Genomic DNA, 24,135 nt, shown 5'->3' on the forward strand with positions numbered 1-24,135 from the left:
AGTAGTTGGCCCTGCCCCTCGGCTTTGGCCGCTTTCGGACGTACCATGGCGGCATGGAACCACGATTTCAACGGACCGCGCACTCCGCCGCGCGGCACCATGGAGGCGGAGGTGTGATCCTGGGAGGAATCGGAGCAATTCTGCTTTTCGCTTCCTTCGCAGTGATGTTGGCAGCTCAATCCCTGGATTGGGAGCCACTGCTCATCGGCATTAGCTTGGGCATCTCGACAGTGCTTTTCGGTGTGGTGTTCCATTTCACCCACTGACCCGCACTTTTCCTCATCCACTAATCGCAACGGCCCCGGATCCATCGCTCGTGGGAGCAACAGGTCCGAGGCCGTGCGTGCGTTCGGGCGCTTTACAGGTGGGTAGGCGCAAACATCTTCAGCAGGGTCCGGACCACAATGACATTGGGGCCATCTGCTTCCAAGGCGTCGGCGAGCGCCGAACCGATGCCTTCGGGATCGACCGCTTGGGCGGGGATGCCAAAGGAATGCGCAAGGGCCACGAAGTCCGGCCGGGCCAGTTCGGTGGCGGTGGCTTTTCCGAAGGCTCCCTCCATGTATTCGCGCAGGATGCCATATCCCCCGTCGTCGACGATCAACCAGGTGACCGGCGCATGGTGCTGCTTGGCGGTGGCCAGTTCGGCAATGGAGTACATCGATGAACCGTCGCCGCTGACTGCCAGCACGCGCTGCTTGGAGCCGATGGCGCCACCGATCGCGGCGGGGAAGCCGAAGCCGAGGCCGCCTGCACCCTGCGCGGAATGGAATTCGCCCTCCTTGGCGTCCCAGCAGCTCCAGCCCCAGTAGGCAGCGATGGTCATATCCCAGAAGGTCTGCATGCTTGCCGGGACTGCGGCGCGTATATCCGCCATGAACTTCCGTTCCTTGCCAAGGTCCTGGGCATCCAGGCGCGCCTGCACCTTTGCCAGGGTCTGGGCCACCACCTGTTGCGGGGTGCTTCCGTGCCATGATGCCTGGGCCTTGAAGCCTGTCTCGCGCATTTCTTCGTCCAGGAATTTCAAGGCTTCACGAGCATCGGCGCGGATACCCAGGGCCGGGGTGTTGGACTCGAGCACGCGCGGCTCGGCATCAATCTGGATCATCTTGCCGCGGGGTTCGAGCGTGAAGTAGTTGCTGGTGACCTCGCCGAGGGCCGAACCGATCACCACCAGCACGTCGGCATCTTCCATGACGTCCGAGACATAGCGGTCTTCCGCCCACGACTGCAAGGACAGCTCATGGTTCCAGCCAAAGGCTCCGTTGCCGCCGGGGCTGCACAGCACGGGGGCCTGCAGTTTTTCGGCTACGGCCAGCAATTCAGCCTGCGCCCCCGCCCGGCGCACACCGCCGCCGGCGATGATGGCCGGGCGCTTGGCTTCGGCCAGCCAGCGCATGGCTTCGCGAATCAGCTCTTCGCGCGGGGGATGCTCGTAGGCTTCGGCCAGGGCATCCTGTACCGGTGGCACCATCACCGGGGCGAGCAGGACATCCTGCGGCACCTCAACCCACACCGGCCCCATCGGCACGGTAATGGCCCGGGCCCACGCGTCCTGGATCGCCGAGGGGATGCCCGATGCATGATGCACGGTCTGCTGGAACTTGGTGACGTTGGCGGCCGAGGCCTTCTGGTCATCGAGCTGATGCAGCATCCCCTTGCGGCGGGCTCCCAGGCCGTCCAGCGGAATCTGGCTGGCCACCACGACCATGGGCACGCCGGTGGCGTAGGCCTCCTGCAGACCCGCTAGCGAGGTCAGCGCGCCCGGGCCGGTGGAGAGGAACAGCACGCCCACTTCCCCGGTAGCGCGGGAGTAGCCATCGGCGGCGAAGGCGGAGTTGTTCTCCACTCGTGAGGAGATGAACTCCAAGCTTGAGCGCGAGAGGGCGTCGAAGAGTCCCAGGGCGTGCTGCCCGGGGATCCCGAATACGGTCTTGGCACCGAGCGCGGTGAGGGTCTCGATGACCAGATCGCCGCCGTTGCGTTGCGGTTGCTCGTTCATTAGCTATTCATCCCCTTGCTGGCGCGGAAGTCGCTGATCAGGCTGATCAAATCATAGGTGACATGCGAGGCGGCCACGCCGGTCAGCTCCGCATGGTCGTAGGCGGGGGCGACTTCGACAATATCCGCGCCGATGATGTTCAACCCGCGCAAACCGCGCAGGATTTCAAGCAGTTCACGGCTGGTGATGCCGCCGGCCTCCGGGGTTCCGGTACCCGGGGCGTGGGCTGGGTCCAGCACGTCGATGTCCACCGAGATGTACAGCGGGCGGTTGCCGATGCGGTCGCGCAGCTTGTGCACGATTTCGCGGACGCCCTGGTAGTAGACATCCGAGCTGGTGACGATGCCGAAGCCGAAGCGCTGGTCGTCTTCCAGGTCCTTCTTGCCATAGAGCGGACCGCGGGTGCCGACGTGGCAGATCGCCTCGGTATCCAGGATTCCCTCCTCGACCGCACGGCGGAACGGGGTGCCGTGGGTGTATTCGGCACCGAAGTAGGTGTCCCAGGTGTCCAGGTGCGCGTCGAAGTGCAGCATCGCTACCGGAGCACCGGCTCGTTGCGAGGCGGCACGCAGCAATGGCAGCGCGATGGTATGGTCTCCGCCCACGGTGACCAGGGTGGAGCCGTCACTGGTCAGCTCCAGTGCGTTGTGCTCGATGGTCTCAATAGCCTCGTTGATGTTGAACGGGTTGACCGCCATGTCCCCCGCGTCAGCCACCTGGCTCTGCGCAAACGGCGAGGTGTCGGTGGCTGGGTTGTAGGGGCGGATCAGGCGCGAGGATTCGCGCACGTGGTTGGCGCCAAAGCGGGCGCCGGGCCGGTAGGAGACACCGGTGTCGAAAGGCACGCCAACAATCTTGATGTCGGCCTTCTCCACCTGCTCCAGTCGCGGCAGCCGGGCGTAGGTGCCACCACCTGCATAGCGTGGAATCACCGCGGCATTAATGGGTCCCAGATGCCCGTTTTCCTCGATGCGGATTTCCTTCATCGCAACTTCCTCCCCAGACATCCAAGAACGAAAGTCCAAGTTGTCTAATATGAAACTTCAGTTTTCCATTATGCTATTTTGTCTGCTGGGTCACGTCAAGATTCACTTATCGCGCAGCCCGGGAATCCAGGCAGAAATAGCCCATGCCACAACCCGCGAACGGGCTGCGGCATGGGCCGAAACTGCAGCAGGGCGATCAGCTGGCGACGCTGCGAATCTGCTGGGCAAGCACCTCTAATCCATCGCGCAGCAGTGCTTCGCCGATCACCAGCGGCGGCAGCAGGCGCAGCACATTGCCGTGCGTACCGCAGGTCAGGGTCAGCACCCCGGCTCGATGGCAGGCCTTGGAAACCGCCGCGGCTGCATCGGCGCGCGGCGCCAAGCTGCCCCGGTCGGCGAACTCGATAGCCAGCATGGCTCCGCGGCCGCGGACGTCGGCAACCACCGGGCTCTGCTGCATCAGTGGTTCAAGAACCTCGCGGGACACCCGCTCGATGAGCTGGGCGTTATCCAGAAGCATCCCATCCTCGAACTGCTCGAATACAGCCAGCGCCGCTTCGCAAGCCAGCGGGTTGCCAGCATAGGTGCCGCCCAGGCCGCCAGCGTGCGGGGCATTCATCAGCTCGGCGCGCCCAGTCACCGCGGACAGCGGAACTCCGTTGGCCAGGGCCTTGGCCGTGAGGATCAGGTCACCTGCCACGCCTTCGTGCTCCGAAGCGAATAGCTTCCCGGTGCGCCCCATGCCGGCCTGGATCTCGTCGATGACCAGCACAATACCGTGCTTGTCGGCCAGCTTGCGCAGCCCCGGGATGAACCCGGCCATCGGGACAACGAAACCTCCTTCGCCCTGAATCGGCTCGATCACCATCGCGGCGAAAGTCTGGGGGCCGTAGTCCATCAAGGTCTGCTCGACGGACGCCAGGACCGCTTCGACGGTGGCCGCTCCCCCAGAGGGCCGCAACGGGTTGGCCGAGGCGGCGCGCACGATATGCTCGGGCATCGGGCCGAAATTCATCTTGTACGGATTGATCTTGGCAGTCATGCCCATGGTCAGCAGCGAACGGCCGTGGTAGGCCTCGTCGAAGACCAGCACGTTAGCGCGTCCGGTGGCAGCACGGGCGATCTTGACCGCGTTCTCCACGGCCTCGGCCCCGGTGGAGAACAGCGCTGTGCGCTTCTCGAACTCGCCGGGGGTGTGCTGGTTCAACCAGCTGCACACCTGGGTGAAGGATTCGTACTCGGTGACCATGAAGCAGGTATGGGTGAAGTCCGCCAGCTGCTTGGCCACGCGTTCGGCCACGCGGCGGTTCGCGGCACCCAGTGAAGTCACGGCAATCCCCGAGGCGAAGTCGATCAGGCGATTTCCGTCGACGTCTTCGATAATCCCGCCATCGGCGCGGCTGACGAAGACCGGCAAGGTGACGCCAAAACCGCTACTGACCTGTTGCACCCGCTGCTCATGGAGGGCCGCAGAGCGCGGGCCGGGGATGCTGGTGGCAAGGTGCCTGGTCTGGGACAAGGTTGGGGCGTCGGTGGAAGCAAGGGTTTCAGTCATGGCTCAAGCCTAGAAATCCCCGTGACACGCGTCATTGGTCATTGCATCCAAGTCCAGCATCTTTCTTGGATAATTTACCCAATGATTACGCTTTTGCAGCTGGGCGCGGAGTTGGGCACCGAGTTCTTCCCTGCCAGCACCGGAACCTTCCGTGCCCAGCCGGTCAGCGGGGTGCACGTCTCTGAGCTGGAAGATCCCACCACCTATCTGGATGGCGGCGAGCTGCTGCTGACCACCGGCATGCCATTCGCCGCGAGCGAGGAAGCTTCCCGCGCATACATGCGCCGGCTGCAGGACAAAAAGGTCTGCGCCCTGGGGCTGGGGCTGGGTCCATGGCTTCGCACGGTGCCCGAGCACGTCATCGCCGCCTGCGACGCTGCCGGCATAGAGCTGGGGATCGTCCCGGACCAGGTGCCCTTCCAGAACATTTCACGGGCATACTGGCGCCTGGCCTCACGTGATCAGGCTTCGAACCTGATGGGTTCTTTGGGCACGCAGACTGCCTTGGCGCGTGCCGCCGTACGCCCGGATGCCATCAATGCAGTCGTGCGGGGCTTGGCTGAGGCAGTGAACGGTTGGGCTGCCTATCTTTCCGTCGATTCCCGGCCGGCGGCCTGCTACCCGGCATCCGCCGAAGCGTTCCTGGGCGAACTCCGCCACGAGTCGATGCGCTTTCGGCGCAATGGCATGCCCTCGGCGTCCACCTTCGAGGTCCAGGGCCACGAAGTAGCGCTCTATCCCATCCTGTCCGGAACTACGATCCACGGATATCTCGGAGTTGCCGCCGGGCGCAGGCCGACCAAGGCCGACCGGCAGATCATCATGACGGCCTGCACGTTGCTCTCCTTGCGCGCCAGGCAACGGGAATTGGCTGCCAGCACGAATAACGCGCTCAGCTCGGCCACCGCAAAATTGTTGCTGCATGGCCAGCCCGAGGCGGCACGCCTGGTCGGGGAAGAAGCCGGATTGGGCAGAATACCTGTTCGTGTGCGAATCCTGCTGTGCCGGGCAGGTGCCGATACCGATGCAGCAACCGCACTTCATGCGCTGCCCTCGCTGGCGCGCCCCGCCGCCTTGCCCGATGTCGCCGCAGCGGTACGCGAGTGCCAGCTTCACTATGAGGACGGCGCCGAACATTATTTGATACTTCCCGAACCCGCAGACAGTTCCGGCAATGGCGAGGCAGTGGCACCGCAGGCTGCAACCGCAACGGGCCCGATGGCGTGCGGGCGATTTGATTCCCCCGCACCCGAAGTCCACGCCGTGCTTTCCCAACCATTGAACTTGGCCGAGATCCCTGCCAATTTGCCTGCCCTGCGCCAAGCGCTGGACGCTGTCCCGTTCGGGACCATGGCCTGCGGCGCCCCGGGCTTCGATGCCAGCGCAGAGACCTGGGTCAAGGCCCTCGCAGCGTACGCGCGCGCCGATCTGCTCTCCGCGGTCACCTCCTACCTGCGCCATCGCGGCCATTGGGAAGAAGCCTCCCGCGAATTGGGCATCCACCGAAATTCCTTGCGCCACCGCATCACCGTGGCCCAGGAATTGCTTGGCGCCAATCTCGATGATCCCGATGCCGCCGCCTCGCTCTGGCTGGCCCTTCGCCGGGCACAGAAATAGGCACGCCGCAGTCTCTGCAATAGCCAGATCCCGCGGCGTGCCCTAGGTACAGCCGTCAGCCCTTGAGCCGAGTCCGGCTATCGTGCGGCGCACTGGCGCGTCGCGTTGCTGCGGCGTCCGGGCCGGTGGCACCGAGCTTGGCTTGCTGGCGGATGCTCAGCTTCTGCAGCAATTCCTCTTCCGCGAATTCGCCCGGCGCAATCCCGCGTGGCACCCGCAGCAAGAAGGCCATGCCCAGGATCCACCAAGCGGCGAAGAGCAGCCACGGCTGCCACCCGATGGCCGCCGGCATTCCCGGAAGATACAGCGAAATCAGGCCGGCGCAGAAGACCACCGACAGTACGCCGATGACCTTGCCGCCGTTTCCCGCACCGCCCACGCGCAGCGGGCGTTGCATCTGCGGTTCGCGCTGGCGCAGAATCAAGAACGCCACGCCCACCAGCAGGTAGGCGATCACGATCGACGGCGAACCGGAATCCACCAACCATCCGAGCATGGCGGTGCCGAAGAATGGAGCCAGAACGGAGAGGCCGCCAATGAACAGCAGTGCATGGCTCGGTGTGCGGTGCTTCGGATGCAGGTAGGCAAACCAGCGCGGCAGCATCCCGGAACTGGCCATCGCGTACATCAGCCGCGAAGCACCCATCAGCAACGAATTCCACGAGGTGAGGATGCCGGCAATGCCGCCGGCGATCAGCACCTTTGACATGATTTCCGAATTGAACAGTGCCCCCATCGCATCGGCAGTGGCAAGTTCGGATCCGGCGAGCGCCGAAGCGCCCATTCCCGAGGAGGTGGCCAGGATGATCCCCACATACCAGGCGGTGGCGATCAGCACCGAAATCACCACGTACTTGCCAATTTTTCGCGGGGCGATGTCGCATTCCTCGGCGGACTGCGGGATCACGTCGAAGCCGACGAACATGAACGGCACCACGATCATCACGCCGAAGAAGCCGGCCACCCCGTTTTCGAAGAATGGTTCCATATTCCTGCTCTCGCCTCCGGTGAATGCGCCAGCAAGCAGCATTGCGCCGATGGCGAAGAGGAAGAGCACCACGAAGGTCTGCACTACGCCGGCGGTCTTGATGCCCCGGATGTTAATCCAGGTGATCGCTATCGCACCGGCGACACCGACCAGCGCCCAAGTCAGGTAGACCTCTGAGCCAGCGATCTCCCATAATCTGATCTGCGAAAGCTCCGGGAAGAGATAGAGCACGGATTTGGGCAGTGCCACTGCTTCAAAGGCCACGATCGTGATGTAGCCGCCGACGATGGCCCACGAACCGGCAAAAGACCAGCGGGCGCCCATGGCGCGCAGCAAGTAGTTGTGCTCACCGCCTGCTTTCGGCATGGCCGCAACGAGTTCGGCATAGGTCAGGCCGACTACTGCCATGATGCCACCGCCAACCAGCATGGCCAGCGTGGCTCCGAACGGGCCGGCGGTGGCGATCCAGTCGCCGGTGAGCACGACCCAGCCAAAGCCGATCATCGCGCCCACGCCTATGGCCAAGGCGTCCCAGCGGCCGAGGACCTTCTTGAGGCCTGGTTCTGCGGTGCGGTTCTTCGCGGTTTTTCCTGACATGGCAACCCCTTCTGGAAAGTTGGTCAGGATCACACTATGCAAAAACGCGCTTAAGGGTATTGGATGTTTTGACTACATTTCAGGCTATTTTGCCCAAATCAGGAGGCTAGGCCTCGCCGGAGCGCTTCTTGCTGGCTTTCACCAGCGCGCGGTCGACCTCGTGAATGCCCAGGCAGAAGCCTGCGGACATGACCAGCGATTTGATAGTCAGTTCGGAAAGGTCATCAGCTACGTACACCAGCTGGATCGGTCCGGCCAGGACCAGCAGGACACCTGTCCACAGCACATACGCCCACGAGGTGCGTGCCTGCGCCATCACCGGGAAGCGTGCCCGTCGGCGAATCGTCCGCACGCCAATGGTGACAATGACGACGGCCAGAATCGCGGCGCCAATGAAGAAGAAATTGCGTTGGGTGCGGATCCAGGTCAAGGTGGTGCCAATAAGAACGCCGAAAAGTATCGAAGCCCACCAGCTGATACTGCGCAGTTGATCTTGCGCAGCGGTTGGTTCGCCTGTCCTCACGCCTCTCCCATCACTGATTGTCCCGAGCGCCCGGAACAACGCATCGTTCCTAGAATACGCGGTTCATCTCCCCGCAGACGAACGCGCAGCCGCACTGCGCATGCCGTGCCATGGCAGCAAGCGCAAGGGATTGGCGTCATGAGAGGATCAGCGTCCAGGTAACCACGGCAACCTCATCAGAATCGTTTTCCCAGCTATGCGGTTCACGCCCGGGGAAGGTGATCGTATCGCCTGCTTCGAGTTCTACGCGCTGATCAGGCAATACCAGGATGAATTTTCCAGCGATCACGTGCAGCACTTCCAGCTCGCAATCCACCGAATACAGCTCCGCTTCACCGGTGCCCTTGGGCGCAATCTCGGCGCGAATCATCTGCACCCGCTTCTCGCTGCGCGGCGTGACCAGCTGCTCCGTGATGCCGTCACCGCCCAGGGAAACACGGGGTGCCTGCTCCAGTCGGACCAGTTTCGTTTCAGGAACCTCGAAGAGGGTACCGACCTCCATGCCCAGCACTTCGCACAACCGCAAAAGAGTGGAAACCGAAGGGCTGGTCAGGTCGCGCTCCACACGCGAGAGGAAACCCTTGGTCAGTCCGGATAGCTCGGCGACCTGGTCAATGGTCATACGCTGGGTCTGGCGCACCCCGCGCAGCCTCGCACCGATATTGATCGCAGCACCGGTTGGTTCAACTGGCAAGGTTTTCATCGTTTGGCTCCTCGACGTTTTCTGCAGCAACAACCGCAACCACTTTGGCTTCAAGGCCTGCGGGGCAAGTTTACCAATGGTAAACACACCGCGCCCTCTACCGCGAGACTGCAGCGCTCACTAGACTCTGCCCATGGACAGCACCAAGGACAAGCTCTGCGGGTACCTGAACGACGCGCGCGAGAATGCGATCTACAAGGCAGAAGGCCTCGCCGAACACCTGGCACGCACTCCGCTCACCCCTACAGGCACCCATATCCTGGGAGTACTGCACCATTTGGCGATCAATGAATACGAATATTTCGGCACCTGCCTCAAGCGCAGGGCCGATGACCGCTACGTTCGCGAATTCATTGCGCCGCATGATCCCGACGCGGATTTCCTCCCGCCAGCAGATATGGATGCGCAACAGCTGATCGGCCTGTATCGGAAAGCCATCGCCTTCGCCGATGAAGCCATCAGCGACCTGCCCCTGGACTGCCCCGTAGAGGTACCGTGGTGGGGGCCAGCTGGCAAAACCACCTTGGATCACCTGCTCATCCATGCGCTCGCCGAGACCTCCCGGCATGCAGGGCATCTGGATATTATTCGCGAGCAGCTCGATGGCCGTGCTGGCTGGACCGCGCAACTGGATCTGCTGCCCGGCTACACCGCGGGGCAATGGGCCGAACAACGCGAGAAGCTGCAGCAACTGGCCAATGCCTTTGCCCCGGGCAGCTGAGCCGCAGTCATATTACGCATTCGGACTTCACCGCGCCCTGCCGCCGGCGGTACCATCGGAAATGTTGCTTCACGAGACGCGGCGCCAAGCTCCGACTGGCCGCGCACCAACCCCAAGTTCATGGGTGGTTCGGATGAGGAAGCGGTCCGCGCATCAACAGGTGCACGGGCAAGAGCTCGCAAGAGAGTTGACCTCAATGGCATATCCGATTCTGCCCGTCATCGACCGCCAGACCGGCCAAGTGCAGTTCAAGGCCGAGGGGCGCTGGCGCACCCGCTACGTTGCAGATCCGCTCAGGCTTGAACGGCTCATTGCCCGTTGCGCCCGCAGGCCGACCTATGATCCGGCCACTTCTGAATTGCAGCTGGTGCTGCCGGTAGCCGGAAATCCCGCGGGCAAGAGAATTGCTTTTAGCCTTGCCAAATTCCCAAGTGCAGGAGCCCTGACTAAACTGGGTGGTTGATCCGATCCACGGGTTTCATTGGAAAATCCATGTTCCAGGAGAGTCATCGTCGCGATGCCACAGCACCCAGAAACCGAACCTACCAAAGCGCAGATCCAGCGATGGCGCAAGTATCTCGCAGATGAAGTCGCCGAAGGCTCCATCTACAGGGCCCTCGCGGAAAAGAAAACCGGTCAAGAACGGCAAATCCTGCTGGGCCTTGCAGAGGCGGAAGCCCGCCACGAATCCCACTGGCGCGTCCTGCTCGGCGAGCATTTCAAGGAAGTCCGCCCGTCGCTGCGACGCACCATGCTGCGTTTCCTGGCATTGCATTTCGGTTCGGTCTTCGTGCTGGCCATGGCCCAGCGCTCCGAAAGCAGTTCGCCCTACCGCGACGACAAGGACGCCACCGCGCAGATGGCGGCCGACGAACAGGTCCACGAAGAGGTCGTCCGGGCGCTGGCTACAGCAGGCCGTGCGCGCCTTTCGGGCAACTTCCGCGCTGCGGTCTTCGGCGCCAACGACGGGCTGGTTTCCAACCTGGCGTTGATCATGGGTATCGGTGCGACCGGTGTTTCAGCGACCTTCGTGCTGTTCTCCGGTGTTGCCGGTTTGCTGGCCGGCGCACTGTCCATGGCAGCTGGCGAATACGTCTCGGTGCGTTCCCAGCGCGAGCTGCTGACCGCCTCGCGACCAACCCAGGTCACGCTAACCGCCGCCCCGAACCTCGATCTGGACGCCAACGAGCTGGTGCTGATCTACAAGGCCCGCGGAATGAGCGATGAAGATGCAGCGCACCGGGCCGCAGAACGCATGGGCCTGTTCACCTGCGATTGCAACCCCGACTTCTCGTTGAACCCGGAAGGCCGCGGCGAAGAACTCGAGAAGGAGCACCAGGAACTGGGGTCGGCCACCGGCGCGGCGGCCACCTCGTTCATCCTTTTCGCTTCCGGCGCGGTCGTGCCGATCCTGCCTTATATCCTTGGGCTCTCCGGCATGACCGCGATCCTCGTCTCGGTAGTCCTGGTAGGCGTGGCCCTGATGATCACCGGAGGGATCGTGGGACTGCTTTCCGGTGCCTCCCCGCTCAAGCGCGGCCTGCGCCAGCTAGCCATCGGCTGGGGCGCAGCGGCCATCACCTACTGCTTGGGCCTGATCTTCGACGTCAGCATCGGATAGCAGCCTGCTGCGATTCGAATGCCGGTACAGCTTTGGCTGTACCGGCATTTTCCATGCCGTGCTCTAGCTGTTCTCCGGCCGCCGGGTACGCCGGCGCAGGGTTTGCATGCTCTGGATGAACTCCATCGCTTCTTCGGCGGTTTCCACCAGAGCAATCTTCTGTTCCATGACACGGTCCTTGGCCAGGGCCTGAAGCAGCGGCCAAGCAGGCAGATCCCTCGTCCAATAGTCCTTGCCGATCAGCACCATCGGCACCACGCGAGCACCGGTAGCGTAGTAGTTTTCGCAGGCATCCTGGAAGATTTCCTGCACCGTGCCGGCGGCCCCGGGCAGAACTACCAGCCCGCCGTTGGACTGCTCCAGCAAAATCGCTTCACGAATGGAATTGGTGAAGAACTTGGCAATCTGGGTGGCAAACAGATTCGGCGGCTCGTGGCCGTAGAACCAGGTTGGCACGCCCAGGGACTGCCGCTGGCTCGGGAAACGCTCCTTGACCATCAGCGCAGTTCTCGCCCAGCCGGTGCGCTGATGGATCGCATCTGGCGCTTCGGCCAGCATCTGCAATGCCGTAGCGACATCTTCTTGCCCGTAATCGGCCAGCCACGCACCGGCGTTGGCGGCTTCCATTGCGCCGGGGCCTCCACCGGTGGCGACCGCGTAGCCGGCCCGGGTAATCATGCGCCCAAGCTCCAAAGCTTGCGCATACTGCGCAGTGCCCCGGCTCATCGCATGCCCGCCCATCACCCCGATAATCGGGGTTTCCTTGAACGTGCCCTCGTACACCGCCGAGACCAGCGCCTGGCCAATGTGGTGATCATGCAGGGTTCTTGCCAGCGCATTGCTATCGCTATCGGAATTCACCGCTGCATGCTGCTGGGAGTACGCGTAGATCTTCGCATCAGGCACTTGCTCGTAGGTCTGCGTCCGGATCCCCGAGTACAACTCATGCGGCGAATACAAGCCGCGAGCCACCGTCTCGAAGGGAAGCTCGTCCCCCGAGCTCATGCACAGCCCGCCAGTGGCTTGCACGATCTGCGATCCTTGCGCGGAATACTGGCAATCGATGAATAGCGCTTCGGAAAGATCCAAGGATTCCAGCACGGTATCCCGTTCGCGCAGATCAACACGGTGCACTCGCCAGCCTTTTCCGCGTGCGCGGTGGGAAGCCAGCGCTTCGGCTGCGAGACGGTCGAATTCAACGAGCGTCGTTATGTTCACTGCGCGTGCTGGAAGGTAGGGCCACACTTGGGACATGCGTCAACGCTACGTCATAGATAGTGATTATTCACAGAAAGGCCCTTCAACTTTCGCGAAGGCCCGGAACGTGAAACGATGAGAGGATGATTGAATCTGTTCCACCAACCATTGATGCCCGCCACTTATTGGCTTTTCTGGGCAACGTTCCTTTCTTCTATGGAAAGAACCTGGCTGCAGAAGCAAATTCCGTGGTTGACGTGGAATTCGACGAAAGCACCCACCAGATCGAAGGCACCGTCACCGATTCTGGCGAAGAATATTCTCCGATGATCCAGGTCCTCATGGACGGTGGAGAGTGGAAGATCGAATCGTGCGAGTGCACCTGCGACGCACCGGGCATCTGCTCGCACATCGCGGCACTGGCTATTGTCTCCAACAAGATCGCTTCCCAGCCACGCCCCGTGCCTGCCCGGGAAGAGAAGCCGAACACAGTTTGGTCGCAGCAAATCGATTCATGGTTTGAAGAGTCCGAGCCGGGCCCGGCCGATGGCCTGCTTGGTTCGCAGCACGATCCGGTAGTGCCGATGGCGCTTCAGTTCCTGCTCTTCGATTCGAAGGACGCCACCCAGCAGCAACAATGGATGCCGACCGGAACCATCCCGCACCCGACCCGCAATAAGCGCTTCCGCTTGGGAGTGCGCCCAATGGTTCGCAACACCGAAGGCCGTTGGGTTCGTGGCCAGCTTCGCTGGACCACCCTGGGCTTCAAGACCTACGGCTGGAACCTGCTGCGGGCGCAGCACCACTGGTTTACCCGCTTTGCCTCCATGGCGCGCAGCGACAGCCAGCTGCAGTTCAAGGTGGATGAAGACTGGCTGTTCCTGGACGAGTACGCTTCCGAGCTGCTCTGGCCACTGCTTGACCAAGCTGATGAGCTGGGAATTCCGCTGATCACGACCCGATCCGAGCAGCGCGTGCGCATCGTTGCTCCAGCCAGCTTCAGCATGCAGGCCTCCCTGGATGAGCAACGGCTGCAATTGGACGGTGTCCTGCACATTGCAAACCAGGATCTCATTCTCGATCCGGAGGCACCAAGCGGTGTCATCGCCGAGCATGGTTTCTATGCCCAGTTGGCTCAGCCTGATGAGATTTGGCTCGCGCCAAGTGTTGAGCCGATTCCTGACGCGCACCGCCGCTGGTATGTTGACCGCCGTCCGGTCACCGTGCCTAGGCCGGAGATCAAGGATTTCTTTGAATCCTCCTACCCGCGTTTGGCCCGCCGTTTCGAGCTGCGTAGCGTTAGCGACGAGCTGGAATTGCCTGCTTTGAAACCGCCCTATGTGCAGGCGACCGTGGTCTACAAGCGCGAATTCAACGAGAATAACGAACCGAACGACACCGCCGCGCTGGACTTCCAGATCCTCTACCCGGGGATCCCTGGCGACCAGGAAGTGTATGACCTTGAGGCCGAGGAACTGCTTCAGGCCGCAGTGCATGAAGTTTTCCTGGTCCATGAAGAAAGCGGCAATCCCAACTTGTCGCCGAAGTTCTACGCCCGCGATGACACCATCGATTTCGTCACCGAGATCCTCCCCGCGCTGGAACGCATTCCTGAAGTCAAGCTGGTTGAGAAGGGTACCCGGCCGAAATTCCGTCAGCTGCGTGAACTTCCTCAGCTGAAGATCAATGCCGTGAATCATGAACGGACCGACTGGCTGGACCTTGGCTTGCTGATCACCGTGGGCAACCACGAGGTTCCTTTCTCGCAGATCGTCGAGGCCATGAGCAATGGCCAGATGAAGCTGCGCCTGCCGGATAACACTTGGTTCTCGTTGAACCACCCCATGTTCGCCAAGCTCAAAGCCCTCGTTGAAGAGGCCCAGGCAATGAATGACAAGCCGAAGGAGGGAGACCTGAAGCTTACGGTCTTCCAAATCTCATTGTTCGAAGAACTTGATGAGATGGCTGAAGGCATTGACGGCGCGGACTTGTTTATCGCACGCATGCGTTCACTGCTCAAGGTCGCTGAAGCCCACCACGCGCAGGTGCCGAACACGCTGAACGCCCAATTGCGCCCTTACCAGGTTGAAGGGTTCCACTGGCTCTCTCGCCTGTACGAAGGCGGATTCGGCGGAATCCTCGCCGATGACATGGGCTTGGGCAAGACCTTGCAAACGATTGCCCTGATTCTCCATGCCCACAAGCTCTGGGCCGATCCGCAGGCATGTGCTCAGCTGCCCGCAACCCAGCGCACCCGTCTGCCGTTCTTGGTTGTCGCCCCGAGCTCGGTGGTTTCCAACTGGGAAATGGAAATCAACAAGTTCGCCCCATCCTTGCGGGTAGTCAGCGTCGAGGGCACCTTGCCTTCGCCACGGCAGCTGAGGGAACTGGCCGAGAATTACGATGTCATTCTCACGACCTATACCCTGTTGCGTCTGAACGACGAGATTTACGAGGCGCAGCGCTTTGCCGGCTTGATCCTCGATGAGGCGCAGTTCGTGAAGAACAAATCCACCAAGGCCCACCGCACCGCGGTGAACCTGCAGACCAATTTCAAATTGGCCGTCACTGGCACCCCGATGGAAAACAACCTTTCCGAGCTCGGTGCTTTGCTGTCGCTGGTTGCTCCGGCATTGTTCCTGAACACAACACGCTTTAATCGCCAATTCGCCCGCCCTATCGAAGTGCTGGGCGACAAGGACACCCTTGCATTGCTGCAGCGTCGCATCAAGCCATTCATGCTGCGCCGCACCAAGGAATCCGTGGTGCTGGATCTTCCGGCCAAGCAGGAGCAACAGCTTCTGGTGCGCCTTTCCGAAGAGCACCAGCATGTCTACGACACCCATCTGAACCGCGAACGCCAGAAAATCTTGCACCTGGTTGAAGATCTGGATCGCAACCGCTTCACCATTTTCCAGTCGCTGACCCATCTGCGCATGCTGGCCCTGGAGCCTTCATTAGTGGATCCAGCGCTGTCGGACGTACCCGGTTCAAAGCTGGAAGCACTCTTCGACCAGCTCGATGATGTGGTGGGCGAAGGCCACCGTGCGCTGATCTTCAGCCAGTTCACCTCGTATTTGAAGGTGCTGGCCGACAAGCTGACCGAGCGTGGCGTGAAGTTCGTTTACCTGGACGGCAATACCCGCAACCGCGCCAAGGTCATCGAGCAGTTCAAGGAAGGCGAAGCGCCGCTGTTCTTGATCTCCTTGAAGGCCGGCGGATTCGGCTTGAACCTGACCGAAGCGGACTACTGCTTCTTGCTGGATCCATGGTGGAACCCAGCCGTGGAAGCCCAGGCTATCGACCGTACGCACCGCATCGGCCAGACGCGACAGGTGATGGTGTACCGAATGATTTCGCAGGGCACCATCGAAGAGAAGGTTGTGGCGCTGCAGGAAAGCAAACGCAAGCTGATCTCGACGGTGATGGATGAAGCCGATGGATTCTCCAAGGCCTTGACCGCCCAAGATATCCGAGGACTGCTTGAGTAACAGGTTGATTAAATCCGCCGTATTAGCAGGCGGCGCTCAGTAAAACCCTGTATATTCGAAGTGACCGATGATGTGCGCTACGCCACACATAGTGCGTTCATCGGACAAGCGCCCAGACGGATCCTCGTCCGGGCGATACGAACGACAAAGGCGGTAATAACCGTGTCCCTGATTAAATCGGAGACTCTCAGTACCCCCGATGATGACTGGATGAGTGCATCGGTGAGTATCAACAACGATCGTGTGGTGATTGAAACCGAACAGGAACGCCTGTCCCTGGAAAACGACCGGCTCCTGGAAAAGATTCGCAGAGTTCTGGCGTCTCCGCTCGAAGAGATTTTCTATAACCCGAAGCACCGAATGCTCCTGATTCCGGGCGCGTTCGCTGCCATCGGCTCTTCATTCCTGAGAGTTGATACTGAAGCTGCTGCCGGCCTCCGCGGCTAGCCTGCTTCGACTACATGCCCCAAGCTGCTCACCAGCAATCTTGGGGCATTTTTATGCCCTGTGGACTGAGCGCCAACCGCTGCTGAACAGCGTGCGTTTTTTACCGTCGGAAGCCCCCATTTGCCACCGGATTCAGGACCTTCAAGGGCACCGTTTTCGCGTTGTTTCGCTGTTTTCCAACCCCTGACGCTCCGAGTCCTTCGACACAATTTCGGCTTTTCGCGCACCTCGATCCACAACTTGGCCAATGGCTCGTTTGCCCCATGCTTCCGTGGGTATTCGGCGGTAGGTCCACGCAGGATTCGACTGCTCCCATGGGCACGCATACGCCCCTGGAGAGCCCCTCGATCAGGGAATTAATCCAATTTTTGGTAAACTTAATGATTGTCCGCTTAAGCGTTTCATCGCTCAATGCCGGTTTTTCGCCGGATTTTTGAGTAGAAATCTATCGATTTCGACGAGTCACACGGCGACCGCAACCAGCTCAAGGAGCAGCTATTTCGCTCCTCATTCTTGTGGATGAATATGGTCGCCGGCACCGGGACAAGATCAAGAAAGATATGAGGAGTGAAACTATGGAAGCAAAAAACACACGGAAGCAGCGATTCCTGAGGAAACGCCGCCTGAAGGTAGAAGACGTCAACGTCGTCGATAATTCGATGCTCAAGAAAGCCATCGGCGGTACCGTCGTTGGCAATTTGATGGAATGGTACGACGTAGGTGTCTACGGCTATCTTGCAGTAATTATCGGCAAGCTCTTCATGCCCGACACCGTCGAGCCTGCAATCCAAACCCTGTTCAGCCTAGGCGTATTCGCTGTCACCTTCGTCGCGCGCCCGCTTGGTGGCGTGATCTTGGGCCAGCTGGGTGACCGAGTAGGACGCCAGAAGATTCTGGTCTTCACCCTGCTCATGATGGCAGCGGCCACGTTTGGCATCGGAATCCTCCCGGATTACTCGGTATGGGGTGTAGCAGCACCAATTCTCCTGGTCGTGTTGAAGCTTGCCCAGGGCTTCTCCACTGGCGGCGAGTACGCCGGTGCTACTACGTTCATTACCGAATACGCCCCGGACAAGCGGCGTGGATTCTTCGCCTCGCTGCTGGATCTAGGTTCCTACATGGGCTTCGCTCTGGGTGCCGCCTTCGTCTCCATCCTCCAGCTGACCCTGAGCGACGACGTCATGGAAGGCTTCGCATGGCGCATTCCATTCCTGGTGGCCCTTCCACTGGGTGTTATCGCACTGTGGTTCCGCGCCAAGATCGAAGACACTCCAGCCTTCAAGGAAGCCCAGGAAGCCGCTAACCGCGCTAGCGAGGACGCACGGAGCGCTGCTGATGCCCCGAAGGGCGTCATCGACCTGGTGAAGACCTACTGGCGCGAATTGCTCACCGGCTTCGTACTGGTATCGGCGGCCAACACCGCCGGTTACGCACTGACCAGCTACATGCCTACCTACCTCACCGAGACGCTGGAATACGATCCGGTGCACGGCAATCTGCTGACCCTGCCGATCCTGGTGGGCATGTCCTTGTGCATCCCCTTGGCGGGCAAGCTTTCCGATAGCGTGGGCCGTCGCAAGGTCCTGTTCATTGGTTCGGTTTCGGCCATCGTCCTGGCTATCCCTGCCTTCCTGTTCATGATGCATGGCCAGATCTGGTCCACCCTGCTTGGCCTTGCGCTACTGGCAGTCCCGGTAGTCTTCTACGTTGCCAATCTGGCTTCGTCGTTGCCAGCGCTGTTCCCAACCGCCTCGCGTTACGGTGGCATGGGCATCTCGTACAACTTCGCCGTAGCCATCTTTGGTGGCTTCGCGCCGTTCATCATGCAGGCGTTGGTGACCCTGACCAAATCCTCCCTGGCTCCGGCTTTCTGGGTTATGGGCACCTCGGTCGCGGGTTTCATTGCGGTCTGCTACCTGCGCGAATCCGCTCGCAAGCCATTGCCCGGCTCGCTGCCTTCGGTCGCGTCGGAAGCGGAAGCCATTGAGCTAGTTGAAACCCAGGACGAGAACCCTGACCTCGATGTCGAAGCGCTCTTCGAGCAGGTTCCTGAATTGGAAATGAACTACCAGCAGGAGATTGCAGACGCCGAGGCGGAGCAGTCCGAGGCTAGATAGCCTCGCAATAGGGTTAAGCGATGGCGGAGCCGGTTCCAAGCGGAACCAGCCCCGCCATTGTTGTATCCGGCTCAACGGCTAGGAGGATTGGCAGTAGGATTCATAGGCTGCTTGCGCAGCCCATTGAGCCATCGCATCCAGCCTCAGCTTGCAGTCAAGGATTCCGAATTCGGAGTCGGACCAGGTATCGAAGACCAGCGTGTAGCGGCTCTGCTGCTCGTTGAGGCATTGAACGCTATATGTGTAGGTCACGGGACGCGCTGCCGAGTAGCCCAGAAGCCCCGCAGACTGGTCGGAGCTTCTGATCAACGATCCCAGCCCGTCACTGGCATCGTAGGGCTCTTCGGCGACAGTGGTTTCGGAGACGGCGCTGGCTGCCATGATCACTTCATTGACGTTGTCCCAGTTGGGACGAGGGCTGAAGCTGATAGTCGAGCCGACGGGTGCATCGATCAGAGTTTGGCGCATCTGCTGATCATGGAACCGGTCGACCCGGATCAGCTGCGGTGCACCACGCAACTGACCGCCACTGGCAATGTACGGTCGATCGCAGGAACTTGCCTTTTCGGGGCTCAAAGGCAACGGCCCCGCACTTTCGCCGGCCTCCGGGCTCGTGCATGATGCCAGGGATAAGCACGCTAGTGTTGCCCAGTAGCTTCTCCGCATCATCGGCAATCCTTTTTTAAGACCATGGAACCATATATTCTAATCAGCTTATGAGTGCATCAGCGATTTGACTAGAAGATTTCAATTAAATGCGAAACGGTCGCCGCTTCTCCTGAAGATTCAGGAGAAGCGGCGACCGTTCGTTTCCGGCGTATGCTCCAGGGCGTCAGCCCTGGTTCAGCGTCAGCTTAGAGAGCTGCGTAAACTTCGCGCAGCAGCACAGCAGTCTCCGAAGGAGTCTTGCCGACCTTGACGCCTGCAGCTTCCAGTGCTTCCTTCTTCGCCTGGGCGGTGCCAGCCGAACCGGAAACGATGGCGCCTGCGTGGCCCATGGTCTTGCCCTCAGGAGCGGTGAAGCCAGCCACGTAGCCAACAACTGGCTTGGTGACGTTGGCCTTGATGTAATCAGCAGCGCGCTCTTCAGCGTCGCCACCGATTTCACCGATCATGACGATGGCTTTGGTTTCTGGATCAGCTTCGAAAGCAGCCAGGGCATCGATGTGGGTGGTGCCGATGACTGGGTCGCCGCCGATGCCGATTGCGGTCGAGAAGCCCAAGTCGCGCAGTTCGTACATCATCTGGTAGGTCAGGGTACCTGACTTGGAAACCAAGCCGATTGGGCCCTTGCCGGTGATGTTATTCGGGGTGATGCCAACCAGTGCTTCACCTGGGGTGATGATGCCTGGGCAGTTAGGGCCGATGATGCGGGTGATCTGGTTGCCGTCGGCGTCAACCTTCGACTGTGCCAGAGCCCAGAACTCAGCGGAGTCCTGTACTGGAACACCTTCGGTGATGACTACAACGAGGCCAACTTCGGCCTCGATAGCCTCAACGACTGCGTCCTTGGTGAACTTAGGTGGGACGAAGACGATCGATACGTCTGCGCCGGTCTCGGCCTTGGCCTCAGCCACGGTGCCGAAAACCTTGATGTCCTTGTCACCGTGGGTCACGGTGGTGCCGGCCTTGCGGGCGTTAACGCCGCCAACAATGTTGGTGCCAGCCTTGAGCATCAGGGCGGTGTGCTTGGTGCCTTCGCCGCCGGTGATGCCCTGGACGATGACCTTGGAGTCCTTGTTCAGGTAAATGCTCATTGTTCGCTTATCCCTCTTACTTCGCTGCGTTGGCGAGCTCGGCAGCCTTGTCGGCGCCCTCATCCATGGTTGCTGCCAGGGTGACCAACGGGTGGTTGGCCTCGGCCAAGATGGCGCGACCCTCTTCAACGTTGTTGCCGTCCAGGCGGACAACCAGTGGCTTGTTCGCTGCATCACCCAGGGTGTTCAGCGCGCCAACGATGCCGTTTGCGACAGCGTCACATGCGGTGATGCCACCGAAGACGTTGACGAAGACCGACTTGACCTGTGGGTCATTCAGGATGACGTCAAGGCCGTTAGCCATGACCTCAGCCGATGCGCCACCGCCAATGTCAAGGAAGTTAGCAGGCTTGACCGAACCGTGGTTCTCGCCAGCGTAGGCAACAACGTCCAGGGTCGACATGACCAGGCCAGCACCGTTGCCGATGATGCCTACTTCGCCGTCCAGCTTGACGTAGTTCAGGCCAGCGGCCTTTGCCTTGGCTTCCAGCGGATCGGCTGCGCCCTTGTCCTCGAGCTCTTCGTGAGCCGGGTGGCGAACCTCAGATGCGTTGTCGTCCAGGGAAACCTTGCCATCCAGTGCAACGATGTCACCGGCACCGGTCTTCACCAGTGGGTTTACCTCTACTAGGGTGGCGTCTTCTTCCTTGAATACAACCCAGAGCTTCTGGATGGTGTCTGCAACCTTTGCGCGCAGCTCTTCAGGGAAGTTAGCTGCCTCAACGATTTCAGCGGCCTTCGCGGCATCAATGCCGACGATTGGGTCAACGGCAACCTTCGCCAGAGCATCCGGGCGCTCAACTGCGAGCACCTCGATCTCCATGCCACCTTCTACCGAGCACATGGCCAGGTAGTTGCGGTTTGCACGGTCCAGCAGTACGGAGAAGTAGAATTCCTCAGCAATGTCGGCGCCCTGAGCGATCATGACCTTGTTTACGGTGTGGCCCTTGATGTCCATACCGAGGATGTTGGAAGCGTGCTCGAAAGCTTCGTCGGCGGTCTTAGCGACCTTGACGCCGCCAGCCTTGCCACGGCCACCAACCTTGACCTGTGCCTTTACTACAACAACGCCGCCGATCTTCTCAGCTGCGGCTTTTGCTTCTTCCGGGGTGTAAGCGACGATACCGGCAAGCACGGGAACGCCGTGTGCCTCGAATAGATCGCGCGCCTGGTACTCATACAGGTCCACGGGTTTGTGTCCTTCGTTCGAAGTTCATGCTGACTCGCGGCACGGCCACAGACCGAAATCCATGCCATGCCAAAGAGAGCGCACCGCAACTACCGGGACGTCGTTAGGCGCCGTAGCCCGTGCGCACCTCTCAGACTATCCCGACTTTCGCAAACTTCCCACTTTTACAACACGTAGAGAAACTCGCGGGTCCTGCATCAAAGCAGCCGAATGTGACGCAGGAAACACGGAGGGCCCGTCGGCTAGTCCACGATTTCTAGCGGTGCATAGCGCAGCAATAGCCTCTTCTCGGAGTCCGGGAACTGCACCTTGGCCACCGTCTTGTCGCCTGCGCCTTCTAAAGCAATAACAGTGCCCAAGCCAAACGAGGAATGCTTAACATTCTGCCCGACTTCAGGGATGGTAATGTCCTTATTCTGCACAACTCGCGTCTTGGAAATAGGGGCGGCGTTGTGCCCTCGCACCGGTTGCGCCGATGCCGAACCTGCACCCCAGTGGCTGCCACGTTCATATCTGCTCGTGGCGAAATTCACCGCTGCGTTACCGAAACCGAAGCCCATTCCACCGCCAGAGCCCTCGCTCTTCCAGTCGATCAGCTCGCCCGGAACCTCTTCCAGGAACTGGCTCGCAGGGTTGTACTGGGCCTGCCCCCAGAGGCTGCGCTGTTCGGCACGGGTCAGGTACAGGCGTTCACGGGCACGGGTCAGTCCGACATAGGCCAGGCGGCGTTCCTCGGCCAGTTCCTTTTCGTCGGTCATGGAACGCTGGTGCGGGAATACACCGTGCTCCATGCCCGTCAGGAAGACCACCGGGAATTCCAAGCCCTTGGCAGTATGCAGGGTCATCAAGGTGACCACGCCTTCCTGCACGGCCATTGCTGCTCCCTCATCATCGCTGGGAGCCTCTGGAATCTGGTCGGCATCGGCTACGAGCGCCACGCGCTCCAGGAACCCTTCGAGACCGCCTTCCGGTTCTTCGTTCACGTAGTCCCGGACCACGGCGACCAATTCGGCGAGGTTCTCCACCCGCGACTCATCCTGCGGATCCGAGGAGAGCCGAAGGGTCTCCAGGTATCCGGTCTGCTCCAGCACTGCTTCAAGGGCCTCTGCCGGCCCTGAGCCTTCCGCCACGGTCTTCAAGTCATCCATCATGGAGACAAACGCAGCAGTCATCTTGATTCCGCGGGTTCCCAAGCCTGGTGCTTCATCCGAACGGCGCAATGCGTCCATGAAGGAAACGCGATCCCGTTCAGCCAACGCTGCCACGGCGCCTTCGGCACGGTCGCCGATGCCGCGCTTGGGCTCGTTGAGGATTCGGCGGACGTTGATGTCATCATCCGGGTTCACCAAGGCGCGCAGGTAGGCCAGTGCGTCCTTGATTTCCTTGCGGTCGTAGAACCTGGTGCCGCCGACTACGCGGTACTTCAGGTCCACGCGCATCAGCTGTTCTTCCAGTGCACGCGATTGGGCGTTAGTGCGGTAGAAGATCGCCACGTCGCCCGGGCGGACATCCTCGTCATCGTTCAAGCGAAGTATTTCTTCGGCAATCCAGCGTGCTTCGTCGGATTCTGACTCCCCAACATAACCGGTGATCTTCTCGCCGTCGCCGCTGGCAGTCCACAGCTTCTTGTCATTGCGGTCGGGGTTTCGCTTGATGACCTCGTTGGCCGCGGACAGAATCGTCTGGGTGGAACGATAGTTCTGTTCCAGCTTGATGGTTGCCGCGTTCGGATAGTCCTTTTCGAAGTCGACGATGTTGCGGATATCGGCACCGCGGAAAGCGTAAATCGACTGGTCGGAGTCGCCGACAACGGTCAGTTCGCCTGGGACGGTATCACCTTCGGCACCGGTGAGTTCACGCACCAGCGAGTACTGGGCGTGGTTAGTATCCTGGTATTCGTCAATAAGCACATGGCGGAACCGGCGGCGGTAGTTATCGGCCACTCGCGGGAACGCACGGAACATGTAGACGACCTGTCCAATCAGGTCGTCGAAGTCCATGGCGTTGGCAGCGCGCAGGCGGCGGGTGTAACCGCGGTAGACCTCGGAAACGGCTCGTGAGAACGGATCATTGGTATTGATCGTCGCCGCGTAGTCTTCATCATCTATCAGCTCATTTTTCAACGAGGAGATCTTGTGGGCAATTGCCTTGGGCGTGAAACGCTTCGGGTCGATCTCCAAAGATTTGGCGACTAAGGTGATCAGGCGCAAGGAATCCGTGGAGTCGTAGATTGAGAAGTTGGATTTCATTCCAATGGTGGCCGCCTCGCGACGCAAAATACGCACGCATGAGGAGTGGAAAGTAGAGATCCACATCTTCTTCGCTTGCTCGTCGCCAATAAGCTCAGCGGCTCGTTCGCGCATTTCGGCAGCGGCCTTGTTGGTGAAGGTGATCGCCAGGATTTCGTGCGGCCGAGCACGTCCGGTCGCCAGGAGGTAGGCAATGCGGTGCGTGAGCACACGGGTCTTTCCTGAACCAGCGCCGGCCACGATCAGCAACGGACCCCCAGCATAACGAACTGCTTCTTCCTGCTGCGGGTTCATGCCGACCAAAAGCTCCTCAGCAGTGGGCATGACCTGCTGTGCGGTATCCGGGGCGAAATCGTCAAAAAGGAAATCCATGAT

The 24,135-nt window shown here is 60.6% G+C and carries 19 protein-coding genes and 1 riboswitch; of the genes, 8 read left to right on the top strand and 11 right to left on the bottom strand.

Going from position 1 to position 24,135, the window contains the following annotated elements; translation table 11 throughout:
* Positions 1-53 precede the first annotated feature (53 nt).
* On the top strand, positions 54-266 hold the full coding sequence (locus EDF61_RS02965) for a hypothetical protein (protein WP_133833215.1): 213 nt from the start codon (positions 54-56) through the stop codon (positions 264-266).
* A gap of 92 nt (positions 267-358) precedes the next feature.
* On the opposite strand, the gene EDF61_RS02970 is transcribed toward EDF61_RS02965, so the two are convergent.
* From EDF61_RS02970 to EDF61_RS02980, 3 genes are all read right to left on the bottom strand, one after another.
* A complete protein-coding gene (locus tag EDF61_RS02970; RefSeq protein WP_133833216.1) occupies positions 359-2,002 on the bottom strand; it encodes a thiamine pyrophosphate-binding protein in 1,644 nt (547 codons plus the stop codon).
* A complete protein-coding gene (speB, locus tag EDF61_RS02975; RefSeq protein ID WP_133833217.1) occupies positions 2,002-2,988 on the bottom strand; it encodes an agmatinase in 987 nt (328 codons plus the stop codon). The genes EDF61_RS02970 and speB overlap by 1 nt, the downstream gene beginning before the upstream one ends.
* A gap of 196 nt (positions 2,989-3,184) precedes the next feature.
* Positions 3,185-4,543, bottom strand: coding sequence for an aminotransferase class III-fold pyridoxal phosphate-dependent enzyme (locus EDF61_RS02980; protein WP_133833218.1), 1,359 nt, complete (start codon positions 4,541-4,543; stop codon positions 3,185-3,187).
* 81 nt (positions 4,544-4,624) lie between these two features.
* On the opposite strand from EDF61_RS02980, the gene EDF61_RS02985 reads away from it, so the two are divergent.
* The gene (locus EDF61_RS02985; RefSeq protein WP_133833219.1) at positions 4,625-6,160 is read left to right on the top strand and encodes a PucR family transcriptional regulator; all 1,536 of its coding nucleotides are present in this window, start codon (positions 4,625-4,627) and stop codon (positions 6,158-6,160) included.
* Positions 6,161-6,215: 55 nt separating this feature from the next.
* Here EDF61_RS02985 and EDF61_RS02990 read toward each other — a convergent pair whose 3' ends face one another.
* The 3 genes from EDF61_RS02990 to EDF61_RS03000 form a co-directional block, all read right to left on the bottom strand.
* Positions 6,216-7,745, bottom strand: coding sequence for an APC family permease (locus EDF61_RS02990; RefSeq protein WP_133833220.1), 1,530 nt, complete (start codon positions 7,743-7,745; stop codon positions 6,216-6,218).
* Positions 7,746-7,851: 106 nt separating this feature from the next.
* The gene (locus EDF61_RS02995) at positions 7,852-8,268 is read right to left on the bottom strand and encodes a hypothetical protein (RefSeq protein ID WP_133833221.1); all 417 of its coding nucleotides are present in this window, start codon (positions 8,266-8,268) and stop codon (positions 7,852-7,854) included.
* A 136-nt stretch (positions 8,269-8,404) separates the two neighbouring features.
* A complete protein-coding gene (locus EDF61_RS03000) occupies positions 8,405-8,971 on the bottom strand; it encodes a cupin domain-containing protein (RefSeq protein ID WP_105661607.1) in 567 nt (188 codons plus the stop codon).
* 133 nt (positions 8,972-9,104) lie between these two features.
* Here EDF61_RS03000 and EDF61_RS03005 point away from each other — a divergent pair, with 133 nt between their 5' ends.
* The 3 genes from EDF61_RS03005 (at position 9,105) to EDF61_RS03015 (ending at position 11,313) form a co-directional block, all read left to right on the top strand.
* Positions 9,105-9,692: a DinB family protein gene (locus tag EDF61_RS03005; protein ID WP_133833222.1), complete on the top strand. Its 588-nt coding sequence runs from the start codon at positions 9,105-9,107 to the stop codon at positions 9,690-9,692.
* A gap of 67 nt (positions 9,693-9,759) precedes the next feature.
* Positions 9,760-9,873: riboswitch (SAM riboswitch) on the top strand.
* A 15-nt stretch (positions 9,874-9,888) separates the two neighbouring features.
* On the top strand, positions 9,889-10,155 hold the full coding sequence (locus EDF61_RS03010) for a hypothetical protein (RefSeq protein ID WP_105657317.1): 267 nt from the start codon (positions 9,889-9,891) through the stop codon (positions 10,153-10,155).
* A gap of 54 nt (positions 10,156-10,209) precedes the next feature.
* Complete coding sequence (locus EDF61_RS03015) at positions 10,210-11,313, top strand: VIT1/CCC1 transporter family protein (RefSeq protein WP_105657316.1); 1,104 nt, start codon at positions 10,210-10,212, stop codon at positions 11,311-11,313.
* Positions 11,314-11,376: 63 nt separating this feature from the next.
* Here the strand turns inward: EDF61_RS03015 and EDF61_RS03020 are convergent, their stop codons facing one another.
* Entirely contained in the window at positions 11,377-12,567 is a 1,191-nt protein-coding gene (locus tag EDF61_RS03020; protein ID WP_133833223.1) for an LOG family protein, read from the bottom strand.
* A gap of 86 nt (positions 12,568-12,653) precedes the next feature.
* Here EDF61_RS03020 and EDF61_RS03025 point away from each other — a divergent pair, with 86 nt between their 5' ends.
* From EDF61_RS03025 to EDF61_RS03035, 3 genes are all read left to right on the top strand, one after another.
* Entirely contained in the window at positions 12,654-16,001 is a 3,348-nt protein-coding gene (locus EDF61_RS03025; RefSeq protein WP_133833224.1) for a DEAD/DEAH box helicase, read from the top strand.
* Positions 16,002-16,211: 210 nt separating this feature from the next.
* Positions 16,212-16,448, top strand: coding sequence for a hypothetical protein (locus EDF61_RS03030; RefSeq protein ID WP_105657313.1), 237 nt, complete (start codon positions 16,212-16,214; stop codon positions 16,446-16,448).
* Between the two features lie 575 nt (positions 16,449-17,023).
* Positions 17,024-18,565 carry an MFS transporter gene (locus tag EDF61_RS03035; protein WP_133833225.1) on the top strand — a complete coding sequence of 514 codons (1,542 nt, stop codon included), beginning with the start codon at positions 17,024-17,026 and terminating at the stop codon, positions 18,563-18,565.
* 78 nt (positions 18,566-18,643) lie between these two features.
* Here the strand turns inward: EDF61_RS03035 and EDF61_RS03040 are convergent, their stop codons facing one another.
* From EDF61_RS03040 to pcrA, 4 genes are all read right to left on the bottom strand, one after another.
* A complete protein-coding gene (locus EDF61_RS03040) occupies positions 18,644-19,033 on the bottom strand; it encodes a hypothetical protein (RefSeq protein WP_133833226.1) in 390 nt (129 codons plus the stop codon).
* A 386-nt stretch (positions 19,034-19,419) separates the two neighbouring features.
* Positions 19,420-20,322, bottom strand: a complete 903-nt coding sequence (sucD, locus tag EDF61_RS03045; protein ID WP_133833227.1) for a succinate--CoA ligase subunit alpha — start codon at positions 20,320-20,322, stop codon at positions 19,420-19,422.
* A gap of 16 nt (positions 20,323-20,338) precedes the next feature.
* Positions 20,339-21,511: an ADP-forming succinate--CoA ligase subunit beta gene (sucC, locus tag EDF61_RS03050; RefSeq protein ID WP_105659137.1), complete on the bottom strand. Its 1,173-nt coding sequence runs from the start codon at positions 21,509-21,511 to the stop codon at positions 20,339-20,341.
* Between the two features lie 242 nt (positions 21,512-21,753).
* On the bottom strand, positions 21,754-24,132 hold the full coding sequence (gene pcrA / locus EDF61_RS03055; RefSeq protein ID WP_105661600.1) for a DNA helicase PcrA: 2,379 nt from the start codon (positions 24,130-24,132) through the stop codon (positions 21,754-21,756).
* Positions 24,133-24,135: the final 3 nt, after the last annotated feature.

Origin of the sequence: Arthrobacter sp. JUb115, from assembly GCF_004365035.1 — a bacterium.
Lineage (GTDB): Bacteria > Actinomycetota > Actinomycetes > Actinomycetales > Micrococcaceae > Glutamicibacter.